A 13,946-nucleotide genomic window follows, 5' to 3' on the forward strand; every position below is an offset into this window, starting at 1 on the left:
GATCAGCGGCGAGCGTGGCGGTCGACGTCGCGGATCACCAGGGACAGCAGCCAGCTCACGACGGACAACAGGATTGCGGCCCAGATTGCCGTCCACCAAAAGTGCAAAAGTGGTCGATCGCCAGTCCCCAATGCGTGGTGTTTTCGGTGAACCGTGCGGTGATCCAGAGCATCAACGCGTTGACGACGACATGGAAGAGACCGAGGGTCACGATGTACAGCGGGATCGACAAGAACTGAACGATCGGTTTGATGAACGCGTTGACCAGACCGAAGATCACGGCCACGACGAAGATGATGCCGACTCTGTCCAGCGGTGTCTTGCCGCCGACGAAGCTCAGCCCGTGAACGAAGTGGGTGACGATCCATAAGGCAAAGCCCGTCAAGGTGGCGCGAAGCAGAAAAGGACCCATGCTGCACGATCCTGCCACCGGAAGGCTCAGTTCAAGGCGTAGAACCGCTGAGCGTTGCGGCAGCCGATCTTTTCGCGCGCCTCTTCGCTGATGTCCGCGCGCGTTCGCAGGTGCTTAGTGCTCTCCGGCCATTCGCCGTCCCAATGCGGGTAGTCACTGGCGAACATGATGAAGTCCGCGCCTAGGACGTCGATCACGCCGGGCAGGATCGGTTCTTCGGGTTCGCAGGTTACCCAGATGTTGCCTGCGGACAGGTATTCGTGTGGATCGCGCCGCCAGCCGCGCTCGACCCAGTCCCCCCGCTTCTCGTAGTGCTCGTGCAGGCGGTCCATGAAGAACGGAACCCAGCCCGCGCCCGCTTCGAGGAACGCGACCCGCAACTGCGGATGGCGTTCGAAGACGCCGCCGGAGACCATCGCTGTCATCGCCGTCATCTGGTCGAATGGGAAGCTGATGCAGTGCACCTGGATGTAGTTGGTGAAACGGTCCACGCCGATCTTCGGCAGATGGATTCCGGGGGCGCCGTGAATGCCGAGCGGCATCGCAAGCTCGACGGCGGCGGCGTAGAACGGGTCGAGATCGGGGTGGTCCAGATTGCGGGTCTTGAGCGCCGGCGGGACCAGAGTCGCGACCAGGCCTAGGTCTTTGGCCTCGGTCATCACGTCGATGGCCAGCTGCCCGTGTTCGATCGGCGTCACGGCCACACCACGTAACCGGCCGCCCGACGAGGCGCAGTAATCCGCGATCCATTGGTTGTAGAGCCGGGCGAATCCCGCGGCGAATTCCGGGTCTTCGAGGCTGGGTGCGCACAGCCCAAGACTCGGGTACAGCACCATCGTGTCGATGTGATCGCGGTCGGCGTCACCGAGCACGCCGTCGGGTGACGAGCAGTTGATGTTGGGCGACTTGCTGATTCCGTGCTCGGGTGGACAACCGGCGCCCGGGCCGCGATCCTCCGGGTAGTTGCGGCCTTCGATCATCAACCGCAGGCGTCTGTCGGTGCTCGGCTTAACGCGATCGGGCCAGCGTTTGATCGCTTCGATCGCCAGCGAGGAGTTTTCGGCGACGTGTCCATCGGCATCGATGATTCGCATTGTCGGGAACTTACTCTTGCCGTTTTCAGAGTGGAACCGGCTCGCGCCAACACGCTACGTACGCCAGGATGCTTTCGTGACACGAGAAAAGATCAGCGCCGATCAGAGAAATTCGTTCATCGCGGCAATGCTCGGCTGGACGATGGACGCCTTCGACTACTTCATCGTGGTGTTCGTCTATGCCGACATCGCGAAGACCTTCCACCACAGCAAGGCCGAAGTCGCCTTCATTACGACGGCGACCCTGGCGATGCGCCCTGTGGGCGCCTTGATTTTCGGGCTGTGGGCTGATCGGGTCGGTCGACGAACGCCACTAATGGTGGACGTGATCTTCTACTCGGTCGTCGGCTTTCTGTGCGCATTCGCGCCCAACTTCACGGTCCTGGTGATCCTTCGGCTGCTGTATGGCCTTGGCATGGGCGGGGAATGGGGACTGGGCGCCGCGCTTGCCATGGAGAAAGTCCCGGTCGAGCGGCGCGGCTTTTTCTCCGGGCTGCTGCAGGAGGGCTACGCCTTTGGCTATCTGCTGGCCAGTATCGGATCGCTGGTGGTGATGGACTGGCTGGGGTTGTCGTGGCGCTGGTTGTTCGGTCTGTCGATCATTCCCGCACTGATCAGCCTGATCATTCGCTACCGGGTGCAGGAGTCCGAGGTGTGGGAAGCCGCCCAGGATCAGATGAAGCTCACCAACACCAAAGTCACCGACGTGCTGCGCGATGGCAAGATCGTTCGCCGGTTCTTCTACCTGGTGCTGCTGATGACCGCCTTCAACTGGATGAGCCACGGTACGCAGGACGTCTACCCGACGTTTTTGGGCTCGACGGCCAACCACGGCGCCGGTCTGGACAGTGTGACGGTCAAGTGGATCGTGGTGGTCTATAACATCGGTGCCATCCTCGGCGGGCTGTTCTTCGGCTCCATGTCGCAACGATTCAGTCGCCGCTACACGGTGGTCTTCTGCGCGATTTTGGGACTGCCGATCGTCCCGCTGTTCGCCTTCTCCCGGACCGCGGCGATGTTGTGCCTGGGCTCGTTTTTGATGCAGGTCTGCGTGCAGGGTGCCTGGGGTGTGATTCCCGCACATCTGACCGAGTTGTCGCCGGACGCGATCCGCGGCCTCTATCCCGGGGTGACCTATCAGCTCGGCAATCTGCTCGCTGCCTTCAATCTGCCTATCCAGGAACGCCTTGCGGAGACGCACGGCTATCCGTTCGCGTTGGCCGTCACGATCGTTCCGGTGCTATGCGCGGTGGCGTTCCTGACGCTGATCGGCAAGGACGCGACCGGAATCCGTTTTGGTACTGCCGAAAGCGCTTTTCTTCCAACGGAAGTGAAGTGACTTAGAGGGGTGCCTGCTCGCTCAACGCGCGTCGCAGCATGTGCATCGCGACCGTCGTCGAGCGCTCTCGGATGTCGGAGCGGTTGCCCGGAAGACGCAGTGTCCGGGTGTCGGTGCGGCCCCCGGCAAGTCGCACGGTGAAGCAGACCGTTCCCACCGGCTTTTCCGGTGTTCCCCCGCCGGGACCGGCGATACCGGTGATCGCGACCGCGGTATCGGCGTCGAAGCGCTGCAAGGCGCCGGCCGCCATCGCCTCGGCCACCGGCTCCGACACGGCGCCGTGCGCGTCGATCAGTGCGGCGTCCACGCCGAGCAGCTGGATCTTCGCGTCGTTGGAGTAGCTCACCACGCCGCCCATCACGTAGTCCGACGACCCCGGCCGGTCGGTAAGCCGTGCGGCCACCAGGCCCGCGGTGCAGGACTCCGCGGTCGCTATCCGGCGCCCGGACAGTAGTCGGGCGACCAGAGCGTCGACCTGGGATCCGTCTTCGGAGTAGAGCTGCTGTTCGTGCCGCTCACGCAGCAGCTGAGTCAGTCGAGCGTAGACGTCCGCCGCGTCCGGCTCGTAGCGGGTGACCATCTCAATCTCGCCTCGCCGAAGGCACGTGGTGATCTCCAGCGATTCGAATCCGGAGACGGAATTCTGGGCGTCGCGCAGCGTTTCAGCCAGCCCGGACTCGGGCAGCCCGAACATCCGGACGGTCTCCTGGCGGTAGATCGTCCGGCCGGCGATCGCTTGCTGCGCCGCGGGAGTCTCGATGGCCGTGTGCCACATCGGCTGAAGTTCGCGCGGGGGTCCCGGAAGCACGATCACCGTGGGCTTACCGGGCACCACGACGCCCGGGGCGGTGCCCACCGGATCGAGCACCTGGGCGCCGGCGGGAACCATGGCCTGCTTGCGGTTGGCGGTGCGGACCGCGTCAAAACTTTCCGAATCAAAATGCGCCATAAGCCTTTTGAGGATATTGGCGATCTTGCCTTCGACTTCTTCGTCGAGCACCAGCTCGCGCCCGCAAAAGCGCGAGACCACTGCGACGGTCATGTCATCGGCCGTTGGTCCCAGTCCGCCGCTGGTGACGATCAGGTCCACACCTTGGGCGGCCATGAAGTGCAGCTGCGCCTCGATGTCGGAAGGGCGATCTCCGCAGATGGTGATGTGGGCCAGCTCGACGCCCAGTTCCAGCAGCCGGTCGGCGATCCACGGGCCGTTTCTGTCTTGGACGCGTCCGGTGAGGACTTCGGTTCCGGTGACGACGATGCCTGCGCGTGCGCTCACCGGCTTGAGCCTACGCACCTGCGCTGCCCGGTCAGCCGGTCGGCATCGAGTGTGCGTTTTTGGCGTCGAGTGCACAGTCGACGCGCCGGTGCTCTGAAAACGCGGGGCGGCGCTATCCGTGGGTGAGGTGGCGCTCGACCGTCTCGACCTTCTGCGTCATCGCATCCTGGACACCGGCCCGCCAATCCGCCTTGATTACGGTGCTGACGCGCGGTGCCCGAGCGGCCACGGCCTCGACCGCGCGCTGCACGACCGTCATGACTTCCTCCCAGGTATCGCCTTCGATCACGGTGAACATCGAATCCGTCTTGTTGGGCAAGCCGGATTCACGCACCACCCGAACCGCTTCGGCAACGATCTCGCCAACACCTTCGCCGACGCCGAGCGGGGTGACGGAAAACGCGACTAGGACAGACACCCTGACGAGCGTACCCATCCGGCCTGGCAGCATCGAAGCATGCGGGTTCTGGTGCAACGGGTCTCGTCGGCTGCGGTGTCCATCGACGGCGAGGTGGTGGGTGCCATTCGGCCCGACGGCCAGGGGCTGCTGGCACTTGTCGGTGTTACCCACAGCGATTACTTCGACATAGCGCGCCGCCTTGCCGAAAAGCTGTGGAACCTACGGATTCTCGCCGACGAACGATCAGCGGCCGACGTCGGTGCGCCGATCCTGGTGGTCAGCCAGTTCACGCTCTATGCCGACACCACCAAGGGCCGCCGGCCATCCTGGAACATGGCGGCCCCCGCAACGGTCGCCGAACCTATGGTCGCGGGATTCGCGGAGGCGTTGCGCGGGTTGGGTGCTCACGTCGAGACCGGCGTCTTCGGTGCGAATATGCATGTCGAATTGGTAAACGACGGACCGGTAACGGTGTTTCTCGAGCTCTGAACACGCCCCGCAGGTACCTTGGATATGTCGGCGCGTTGTGGCCGATTGAACTAGGAGGGGCGACTATGGACGCTGCGCCCGAGTCCGGGCCTGAATTCGGCTCGCTCCGTTCCGATGACGATCAGTGGGACATCGTCAGCAGCGTCGGCTATACCGCCCTTCTGGTGGCCGGATGGCGCGCACTGCACGCGGTTAGCGCGCGACCGCTGGTCCGCGACGAATATGCGAAGGTGTTCATCGCGGCATCCCGGGACCCGTATTTGGCCGGTGTGCTCGCCGATCCGGGCAGCAACGACGACGAGACCGCTTTCCCGCGTCTGTACGGCGTGCAGACGCGCTTCTTCGACGATTTCTTTACCGCTGCCGGTGATGCGGGGATACGACAAGCAGTGATCGTGGCCGCGGGATTGGACTCTCGCGCGTATCGCCTTGAATGGCCGCACGGAACAAGCGTTTTCGAAATCGACCTGCCGAAAGTCCTGGAATTCAAAGCGCGCGTGCTGGGCGAGCATGGCGCGGTGCCCACCGCGAGCAGGGTCGAGGTCGCCGCCGATCTCCGTACCGACTGGTCCCGGCCGTTGGAAGCGGCCGGTTTCGACACCGAAAGGCCTAGCGCCTGGTCGGTGGAGGGGATATTGCCCTACCTCACCGATGAAGCCCAGAACACGCTGTTCAGCCGGATCAGCGGGCTTAGTGTGCCCGGCAGCCGAATCGCCATCGGTGCACTGGGATCGCGGCTGGACCACGATCAGCTCGAAGCGCTGGAAACCAACCACCCCGGCGTCAACGTGTCCGGCGACGTGGATTTCTCCGCGCTTACCTACGAGCCCAAGGGCGACCCCGCCGAATGGTTCGCGGCGCATGGCTGGAGCGTCGAGCCCGTTCGCAACACCCTCGATCTGCAGGCCGGCTACGGCATGACGCCGCCGGACGTCGACGTGAAGATCGACGGTTTCATGCGTTCGCAGTACATAACGGCAACCCGGTAACGGACGGAGTCGGCATGGTGGCGATGACGATGCTCTCCCCCGGCGATGCCATTGCCGAGATCGCCGCCAGTTCGCCGGGACCGCAGGTCGGTGCGTTCTTCGATCTCGACGGTACGTTGGTCGACGGCTTCACGGCCGCGGTTCACGTCGGCGATCGGATCCGGCGCCGGCAAGTCGGGATCGGCGAGCTCCTCGGCGTGTTTGAAGCCGCGTTGCGATATCGATTCGGCCGCCTGGAATTCGAGAACCTCATCGTCCGGGCCGCGGGCTATCTGCAAGGCGAGTTGTTGGTCGAACTCGACGAGCTGGGCGAGCGGCTGTTCGTCGAACGTGTTGCCTCGCGGCTGTATTCGCACATGCGTGAAATCGTGCAAGTGCATCAGGAGCGCGGGCACACCGTGGTGCTGAGTTCATCGGCGCTGTCGATTCAGGCGTTGCCGGTCGCCCGCTTTCTCGGGATCTCCAACGTGCAGTGCAATCGCTTCGAGCTTGACGACCTGGGGCGCCTGACCGGCGAAATCCTCAAACCTATTGTGTGGGGGACGACGAAGGCGGCCGCGGTGCAACAGTTCTGCACCGAAAACAACGTTGCGGTGCAACACAGTTACTTCTACGCCGACGGCGACGAGGATGCGGCGTCGATGTCGGTTGTCGGTTATCCCCGACCGGTGAACCCGCGTTCGGGCCTGGCCGCAGCGGCCGCGGCACACGGCTGGCCGGTGATGTGCCTCGCCTCGGTGCGAGGCCGGCCGATGCGGACCCTGCGCTATCTGGCGAACCACGTTCGCCAGATAGCGCAACGTGACGGGGCCTAAGGCTTCAGCAGGACTTTCACGTCGTCACCCGACCGCGACTCCGCCGTCGCATACCCCTTGGCGGCTTCATCCAACGGTAGTGATGTGGTGAAAATGCCATCGACGTCTAGCCGGCCGGACTGCAGCAGCGGGACGAGCTCCGGCCAGGTGCGCTGCACCGGCGCCGTGGTGAATCGCAAGCTCGTGCTGCGAATCAGGCAGCCCAGGGCGTTGAGCGGAAACGGATTCATATCGTGCACTCCGACAACGGATACGGTCCCGCCCGGCCGCACCGTGTTGATCGCATCAGTCAGGGACGAATCCGTGGCGACGGCGTCGATCACGGCGTCGGCGCCGCGCCCGCCGGTCGCCGCCATGATCGCCTCCAGAGCCGGCGCTTTAACCGGGGTTGCGCCCCACCGAGCCGCACGGTCCAAACGGCCGCCGACCCTATCGACTGCGAAAACCGTTGCGGCGCCCTGGAAAAATGCGCTGCGTAGCGAGCACAAGCCCACCGCGCCCAGCCCGATGACCGCTACCGTGCCGCCGAATGGAATGTCAGCACGCTGCGCCGCCGCCCAGCCGGTGGCGAGATTGTCGGTAAGAAGCAGAGCCTGTTCGGTGCTGATCCCCTCGGGCATCTTCAGCAGCTGGAAATCGGCGGCCGGGACGGCGAGCAGATCGGCTTGTGCACCGCCGAGCAGGCCCCCGCCGAAGATCTGAAAACCGGCGTAGCACATGACCGGGTCGCGGGTGGCACAACCCGGGCAGCTGCCACAGCCGGTCACCGACGACACCATGACCTGATCTCCGGCCTTGACGGTGCGCACGTCCGGGCCGACTTCCACCACGGTGCCGACCGCTTCGTGGCCCAGCGCGATCGGGTCGGGCATCGGGAAATCGGCCTTGTAAAAATGCAAGTCGGATCCGCAGATGCCGGCGGCGGTGACCTCGACGATCGCTGCGTCGGGGCCGGAAAGCGCGGGATCGGGGCGGGTCTCGACCCGGATATTGCGGGGTCCGTCGACGACTACCGTGCGCATGATGGTGTGCTCACTTTCCTTGTCGCACAATAAATTGAGACCAATCAGGCTCGCGCACCGCGGCCCAGTACTCGTTGAGGCGCCATGGGCTCACGGTATGGATCTCGCCGTCGGCGTTCTTGAAGTAGGAGTGCTTGACCGCTGGATGGGACCAGACCATTTTCTTGATCTGGGTCTGCGTCCGCTGATGCCAGTCGGTCGCGGCGTCGGTCTTGGGCTCCATCGAATGGACGTCGGTGTCGGCCAGCCGCTTAAGGCACTGGTCGATGTAGCGCATCTGCAGCTCGGACTGGAAGATCAGGCTGCCGCCGTGGGCGAGGTGGGTGCCGGGCCCGTAGATGATGAAGAAGTTCGGGAAATCCGGAACCGTGATGCCCAGGTAGGCGTACGGTCGGCTCCCCCACATCTGGTGCAGGTCGATTCCATTGCGGCCGGTCACCTTTAGCGGCCACAACACGTCGGTGTGCCGAAACCCGGTGGCGTAGACGATGATGTCGACCTGGTGCGTCGCGCCGTCTTCGGTGACGACCCCGCTGGGGGTGATCTGCTGAATCGGCGTGCGGACCAGTTCGACGTTGTCGCGCTGCAGTGTCTGCAACCAGCTGCCGTTGTCCTGCAGGGTCCGTTTGCCGCAGGCGGGATAGTCGGGCATCACCTTGGCCAACAGTTCGTGATCATCGCCGACCTGACTGGTGATCCACTGGGAGAACATCATTGCCGCGGCGGCGTTGATGTCGCTGACCGCGGCGTCCGGGTCCGCATAGTTCGGATCGGCCTCGGCCGCGTCAAGGCCCTTGTCCGAGCCGGGCCACAGCACGAGGAGCCGATACCAGCGTCCGTAGAACGGCAGGTTGCGCATTGCCCAGCGCACACCGTCACCGACTTTGTCGTGGTACATCGCATTCGGGAACATCCATTGGGCGGTTCGCTGGAACACCGTGAGATGCTCGACATCTCCGGCAATCGCGGGTGCGATCTGGAAGCCGCTGGCGCCGGCACCGATCAGGGCGACCCGCTTGCCGCTGACGTCGACCGAGTGATCCCAGGCAGCTGAGTGAAATGACGGGCCTTCGAAGCTTTCGGCACCGTCGAATTCAGGGATCTGCGGCCGATTGAGCTGGCCGACCGCGGTGAGCAGCGCTCGTGCCCGAAGCGTGCTGGTCTGCCCGTCGATGTCGCGCAGCGAAACGGTCCAGATCCCGTCGTCGTCATTCCATTCGGCGGCGAGAACCTCGGTGTTCCAGCGGATGTGCTCGGCTAGGTCGTGCTTTTTCATCACCTGGTTGAAGTAGTCCTGCAGCTCGTCCTGTTCGGCGAAGAAGTGTGTCCAGTCGTTGTTGGGTTCGAAGCTGTAGCAATAGAAATGGTTAGCCACATCGACGCGGGCTCCGGGATAGCTGTTCTCCCACCATGTTCCGCCTGGGCCGGCGTTCTTCTCCACGATCGTGAACGGGATGTTGGCTTGTTTGAGCCGAACGCCGGCCAACAGCCCGGATTCCCCGCATCCGACGACGAGGACCAGGATGTCGGCTGCGCGCCCGGCGGGTATGGCTGCCGGCCGGCGCGGGTCGGTCCCGTCGAGGTCCAGTTCTTCGGTGACCAGGGGCAGGTAGTCGTCGGGAACATGCTCGCAGGCCGCCCAGTCCATCATTTCCCTGATCAGCTCCGGGCTCAGCGGCTCAGGCTCGGGACAGCCCCGGTCGCGATATTCGCCGATCACCGTCAGCGCCTCGGCCCGGGCACGAGCCTTGTCGTCCTCCGACATGAAGCCCTGCACCTCATTGAGGAAGATGCCCATCTGCTTGTAGTCGCGAATGAATCGCGGGTCGCCGGTGATGTGGACGAGCGACAGCAGCAACGTCGGGATGCTGACGTCCTGTAGGGCGTTGGCGATGTCCTCCGTCGAGGTGGTGAAAGGGCGGCCGGAGTAGGGGCTGCGCATCGAGCCGATCCTTTCGGTGGACTGGGATTCCGATTACGCTACTCACCGTTTCGTAATTGGCAGCACTACGCTACCCGGTGCCGACGGAGCCGATCAAGAGTCGTCATCGCATAGCAACCGTAATCTCGATTTCGGCGTCCCCCAGGATGCGTTAGCAGGAGTCGGCGTCGACCGGGGCCACGCGTTCGGGCCATATCCGCAATGCGGCGAGATAACCTAGTGCTGCGATGGCCGCCGATCCAACGAGGCTGATATCGATGCCGTTGGCGAGGTATGCCAGGGGGCCGGGGTACAGCGAGGTGTCAACCGTAAGGATGCCGAATAGCGACCCAGCGAGCCACGGAATCACGGCGCGCAGGTTCCAGCCGCCGGTGAACCAGTATCGGCCACCGCGGCGTCCTTGGTTGAACACCTGAAGATCAGCGGGGTGGTATTCGCCGCGCCGCGCGACGAGAAAGCCGACGACGTTGATTGCCACCCACGGTGCGGCCAATCCGTTGAGCACCAACGTCATCGCGGTGATGGAATCGACGGCCTTGACCACGAACACGCCGATGTACAGCAGCACCACGGCCAGCCCCGACGTTATCAACGTGGTCTGTACCCGCTTCAGCCTCGGGATGAGCGCTTCTAGATCGAGGCCGCTGGCGTAGACGTTCAACACCCCTTGTCCCAAGCCGCCGGCCAGAGCGATGAGCACGATGGGCACCACGTACCAGTCGGGCGATTCAGCGACCAGGTCGGCGACGTATGAGTCGCCAAGCGTGGTGAAGGTCGAAGCGGTAAACGATCCGAACGCGGCGGTGAGCAAGAGTCCGAAGAAGATGCCGGCCATTGTGGCGATGACCACCGAGCGATCGCTGAACTTGCTACGGGAAATCCGGCGGCTGTAGTCACCGAGCGTCGGGGCATACGAGAGGGGGCCGCCAGCGGCCATGGCGACGGCAAGGGCCCAGGTTTGCCAGAACCCGACAAGAAGGTAGTGGCCGCCGCCGCCGGCGTTCGATTCAAACTTGCCGCCGAAAGCCATGAAGCCAAGCAACAGCAGTATCCCGACGATAGGCAGGACGAACTTTTGCAAAGCCACCACCGTGCCGTGGCCGAAGAGGGCGACCACGACGATCTCTGCGGCGATGATGCCATAGCCGATTGCGAGCATGCCGTGGTTGACGGGCGTTCCGAACAGCCGATGAGACGCCACAATGAGCGCATCCCCCGAAGTCCAGACGGCGATCGCGGCGTATGCCAGGGCGAACATCAGGGTCAGTGTTGACCCGATCAGTCGGCCGGTCACCCCGAAGTGGGCGCCGCTGGACACCGTGTTGTTCGTGCCGGTGCGTGGGCCCATCAGCGCCATCGGCGCAATGAGCAGGGTTCCGAGGGTTATCCCGGCAGCGCTAGCAGTGACGGCGCCGATCCAGCTGAGGCCGAATGTTATTGGCAGCCAGCCGAACACGATTACGGAAAAGGCCAGATTACCGCCGAAGAAAACGGCAAGCATGTTCCGCGGCCGGGAATCGCGCTCAGACTCCGGCAGGTATTCGACACCTTTTGCCTCGACGTGGCCGAAGCGATCTTCGGTGGGCGTGGGATCGGCTGCGCTCGGCACAATGGTCATTGACCTCCGTTGTTGATAGGTGATTCAATAGGGTTGATGCAGTGTTCAATAGAGCACCGCCTGCGTCAAGAGGATCAGCGAAATTGACTTGGACTGCCACGACGGACGCCCGTCGGAAGATGCCCGCCGAACGCCACAGCGAGCTGCTGGCCAGGGCGGTAGCGATTAGTCGGGACGAAGGGCTTTTCATGGTCACGCTGCGCAAGGTTGCCAGTGATCTTGGCGTCACACCGGGCTTAGTCAGCCACTACTTTTCCTCGGCCGAGCAGCTGGTCGCCGCTGCGTTCCGGGCCACCGCAGTGGCGGATCTGGATGAGGCTCGACTGCGGGTTGCCGCGGCCAGCGGGGCCGCAGACAAGATCGATGTGTTGATCGACTACGTGCTTGATGACTGCAGTATGGGTGCAAACGCGCTGTGGCTGGAGGCATGGAGCTTGGGCCGGCGAAACCCAGCACTGGCCGCCGAGGCGGATGCACTGACGGTCGAGTGGTTGGAGTTGATCGCCGAGATCGTGCGGGCGGGCCGCGGAACGGGGGAATTCCGGGTCGCCCGCCCAAAAATGGCAGCGTGGCGATTGCTGACCATGATCGATGGACTGGCTGCGCAGAAGGTGACTCGTGCCGTGTCCTCCGACGAAATCAAGCAAATCGGCCGCACCTATTGCGCATCTGAACTCGGCCTCGGATCGGCCACGTACATGAAACCGCCGTACTCACGGTGTTGAGCGGTTTTGCCGGCCGATTTGCCGAAGTGCGGACGCGGCGCTGCGGCTGTCGCCTCTTCGTAGAGACCATCGAGACAGGAGTGCGTGCGGGTGAATGCGTTCGATGTGGTCGAGGCAGACATTGCGCAGCTGCGGCGTGCCCTGGAAGAGGGCCGGCTGACGAGCCAGGACCTCGTCGAGAGCTACCTGGCGCGAATCGATGCTTACGACCGCAATGGCCCCCGGCTCAATGCGCTGGTGGTGATCAACCCGGATGCGCAGCAAGAAGCTCGGGCCTCGGACGGGCGGCGGTCCAAGGGCGAGACGCTGGGCCCGCTCGACGGAATCCCGTACACCGTTAAAGACAGCTACCTTGTGAAAGGTCTTACCGCGGCGGCGGGCTCTCATGCTTTCGAGCACTTGGTCGCGCAGCGCGATGCCTTCGCGATTGAGCGGCTGCGGGCCGGCGGTGCGGTCTTGATCGGGCTCACCAATATGCCTCCGATGGCCAATGGCGGCATGCAGCGCGGTCTCTATGGCCGGGCCGAGAGCCCGTACAACGGTGACTACTTGACTTCGGCGTTCGGGTCTGGCTCATCGAATGGGTCGGGAACGGCGACCGCGGCAAGTTTTGCGGCGTTCGGGCTCGGAGAGGAAACCTGGTCAAGCGGACGGGCGCCGGCGACGAACAACGCCCTCTGCGCCTATACCCCGTCGCGCGGGGTGATTTCCGTGCGGGGCAACTGGCCCCTGGTCCCCACGATGGATGTCGTCGTTCCGCACACCCGGACGATGGCCGACCTCCTCGAGGTTCTCGATGTCATCGTCGCCGACGACCCGGATGCTCGTGGGGATCTGTGGCGTATGCAGCCCTGGGTCGCGATCCCAAGGGCATCGACGGTACGGCCCGCCTCTTATCCGGCCCTGAGGCCAGTCGACCGTGGGACGGCTCAGAAGTTTTTGGCGGGCAAGAGGTTCGGCGTGCCACGGATGTATGTGAATGCCGATCCGGATGCCGGAACGGGCGAGCAGCCGGGTATCGGCGGTTCGACCGGGCGGCGTATCGAGACCCGCGCATCGGTGATGGATCTTTTTCGTGTCGCCGAGGCAGACCTCGTGAGCGCTGGAGCGGACGTAGTGCGGGTTGATTTCCCGGTGGTATCCAACTACGAGGGCGACCGCGCAGGTGCCCCGACGATCAGAAACCGAGGTCTAGTCAGCAGCGAATTTCTCGATCACGAAATCCGGGATCTATCAGCGTGGGCGTGGGACGACTTCCTTTGTGCCAATGGTGATCCAAACCTGAACCGGCTCGCCGACGTGGACGGCAGCTTGATCTGGGTTCATCCGCCAGAGGCATTGCCGGATCGTGCAGAGGGGTTCGGTGACGACATCACCACTTACCCTGCCTTCTTGAAGGACCATCTTGAAGGACCATCCCATCGAGTCTTTCCGCGATATCCCACACCTGGCGGAAGGGTTGCGGGGTTTGGAGGAGACTCGCCGGGTAGATCTCGAAGAGTGGATGGACCAACAAGGTCTTGATGCTGTGGTCTTTCCCGCCGTCGCCGATGTTGGTCGCGCCGACATGGACGTCAACGTTGTGGCCGCCGATCTTGGCTGGCGTAACGGCGTGTGGGTCGCGAATGGGAATCTGGTGCCCCGACACCTGGGAATCCCCACTGTCACTGTGCCGATGGGCATCATGGCCGACATCGGTATGCCGGCCGGACTGACCTTCGCCGGTCGCGCATACGACGACACGGCCCTACTGGCGATCGCCGCGGCGTTCGAGGCCACCGGCGCGCGGCGTACCGCGCCCCCGCGGACACCAGCACTGTGACCT

Annotated in this window: 11 protein-coding genes and 2 pseudogenes; 6 read left to right on the plus strand and 7 right to left on the minus strand. The window is 63.8% G+C overall.

Translation table 11 applies throughout. From position 1 onward, the window contains the following. Positions 1 to 2: 2 nt before the first annotated feature. Together H7K34_RS03950 and H7K34_RS03955 are read right to left on the minus strand one after the other, a co-directional pair. Positions 3 to 412 (minus strand): annotated as a pseudogene (locus tag H7K34_RS03950) (phage holin family protein). Positions 413 to 438: 26 nt separating this feature from the next. Next, positions 439 to 1,506 (minus strand): amidohydrolase family protein, encoded by a 1,068-nt coding sequence (locus H7K34_RS03955; protein ID WP_264060147.1) that lies wholly within the window; start codon positions 1,504 to 1,506, stop codon positions 439 to 441. Between the two features lie 127 nt (positions 1,507 to 1,633). Here H7K34_RS03955 and H7K34_RS03960 point away from each other — a divergent pair, with 127 nt between their 5' ends. Further along, on the plus strand, positions 1,634 to 2,845 hold the full coding sequence (locus H7K34_RS03960; RefSeq protein WP_276059263.1) for an MFS transporter: 1,212 nt from the start codon (positions 1,634 to 1,636) through the stop codon (positions 2,843 to 2,845). Between the two features lies 1 nt (position 2,846). On the opposite strand, the gene H7K34_RS03965 is transcribed toward H7K34_RS03960, so the two are convergent. Together H7K34_RS03965 and H7K34_RS03970 are read right to left on the minus strand one after the other, a co-directional pair. Further along, positions 2,847 to 4,121 carry a competence/damage-inducible protein A gene (locus H7K34_RS03965; protein ID WP_264060156.1) on the minus strand — a complete coding sequence of 425 codons (1,275 nt, stop codon included), beginning with the start codon at positions 4,119 to 4,121 and terminating at the stop codon, positions 2,847 to 2,849. Between the two features lie 112 nt (positions 4,122 to 4,233). Beyond that, on the minus strand, positions 4,234 to 4,539 hold the full coding sequence (locus H7K34_RS03970; RefSeq protein ID WP_264060158.1) for an MTH1187 family thiamine-binding protein: 306 nt from the start codon (positions 4,537 to 4,539) through the stop codon (positions 4,234 to 4,236). Positions 4,540 to 4,578: 39 nt separating this feature from the next. Between H7K34_RS03970 and dtd the strand changes: the two genes are divergently transcribed. The 3 genes from dtd (at position 4,579) to H7K34_RS03985 (ending at position 6,814) form a co-directional block, all read left to right on the plus strand. Then, entirely contained in the window at positions 4,579 to 5,010 is a 432-nt protein-coding gene (gene dtd / locus H7K34_RS03975) for a D-aminoacyl-tRNA deacylase (protein WP_264060160.1), read from the plus strand. 65 nt (positions 5,011 to 5,075) lie between these two features. After that, a complete protein-coding gene (locus H7K34_RS03980; RefSeq protein WP_264060162.1) occupies positions 5,076 to 5,999 on the plus strand; it encodes a class I SAM-dependent methyltransferase in 924 nt (307 codons plus the stop codon). 14 nt (positions 6,000 to 6,013) lie between these two features. Beyond that, positions 6,014 to 6,814 carry an HAD-IB family hydrolase gene (locus H7K34_RS03985; RefSeq protein WP_372510678.1) on the plus strand — a complete coding sequence of 267 codons (801 nt, stop codon included), beginning with the start codon at positions 6,014 to 6,016 and terminating at the stop codon, positions 6,812 to 6,814. On the opposite strand, the gene H7K34_RS03990 is transcribed toward H7K34_RS03985, so the two are convergent. From H7K34_RS03990 to H7K34_RS04000, 3 genes are all read right to left on the minus strand, one after another. Continuing rightward, positions 6,811 to 7,836 carry an alcohol dehydrogenase catalytic domain-containing protein gene (locus H7K34_RS03990; protein ID WP_264060164.1) on the minus strand — a complete coding sequence of 342 codons (1,026 nt, stop codon included), beginning with the start codon at positions 7,834 to 7,836 and terminating at the stop codon, positions 6,811 to 6,813. The two genes, H7K34_RS03985 and H7K34_RS03990, sit on opposite strands and share 4 nt — an antisense overlap. 10 nt (positions 7,837 to 7,846) lie before the next feature. Next, positions 7,847 to 9,778, minus strand: a complete 1,932-nt coding sequence (locus H7K34_RS03995; RefSeq protein ID WP_264060166.1) for a flavin-containing monooxygenase — start codon at positions 9,776 to 9,778, stop codon at positions 7,847 to 7,849. Positions 9,779 to 9,929: 151 nt separating this feature from the next. Further along, entirely contained in the window at positions 9,930 to 11,396 is a 1,467-nt protein-coding gene (locus H7K34_RS04000; RefSeq protein WP_264060167.1) for a purine-cytosine permease family protein, read from the minus strand. 83 nt (positions 11,397 to 11,479) lie between these two features. Here H7K34_RS04000 and H7K34_RS04005 point away from each other — a divergent pair, with 83 nt between their 5' ends. Both H7K34_RS04005 and H7K34_RS04010 read left to right on the plus strand, forming a co-directional pair. After that, positions 11,480 to 12,121, plus strand: coding sequence for a TetR/AcrR family transcriptional regulator (locus tag H7K34_RS04005; protein ID WP_264060170.1), 642 nt, complete (start codon positions 11,480 to 11,482; stop codon positions 12,119 to 12,121). 105 nt (positions 12,122 to 12,226) lie between these two features. Next, positions 12,227 to 13,943: pseudogene (locus H7K34_RS04010) on the plus strand (amidase). The last annotated feature ends 3 nt before the right edge of the window (positions 13,944 to 13,946 follow it).

The organism is Mycobacterium montefiorense (genome assembly GCF_025823255.1).
Taxonomy (GTDB): domain Bacteria; phylum Actinomycetota; class Actinomycetes; order Mycobacteriales; family Mycobacteriaceae; genus Mycobacterium; species Mycobacterium montefiorense.

What these genes read in the sequence shown, in the direction of transcription:
- H7K34_RS03955 (WP_264060147.1), bottom strand. Translation starts at nt 1,506, where the DNA reads ATGCGAATCATCGATGCCGATGGACACGTCGCCGAAAACTCCTCGCTG.
- H7K34_RS03960 (WP_276059263.1), top strand. Translation starts at nt 1,634, where the DNA reads ATGCTCGGCTGGACGATGGACGCCTTCGACTACTTCATCGTGGTGTTC.
- dtd (WP_264060160.1), top strand. Translation starts at nt 4,579, where the DNA reads ATGCGGGTTCTGGTGCAACGGGTCTCGTCGGCTGCGGTGTCCATCGAC.
- H7K34_RS03980 (WP_264060162.1), top strand. Translation starts at nt 5,076, where the DNA reads ATGGACGCTGCGCCCGAGTCCGGGCCTGAATTCGGCTCGCTCCGTTCC.
- H7K34_RS03985 (WP_372510678.1), top strand. Translation starts at nt 6,014, where the DNA reads ATGGTGGCGATGACGATGCTCTCCCCCGGCGATGCCATTGCCGAGATC.
- H7K34_RS03990 (WP_264060164.1), bottom strand. Translation starts at nt 7,836, where the DNA reads ATGCGCACGGTAGTCGTCGACGGACCCCGCAATATCCGGGTCGAGACC.
- H7K34_RS03995 (WP_264060166.1), bottom strand. Translation starts at nt 9,778, where the DNA reads ATGCGCAGCCCCTACTCCGGCCGCCCTTTCACCACCTCGACGGAGGAC.
- H7K34_RS04000 (WP_264060167.1), bottom strand. Translation starts at nt 11,396, where the DNA reads ATGACCATTGTGCCGAGCGCAGCCGATCCCACGCCCACCGAAGATCGC.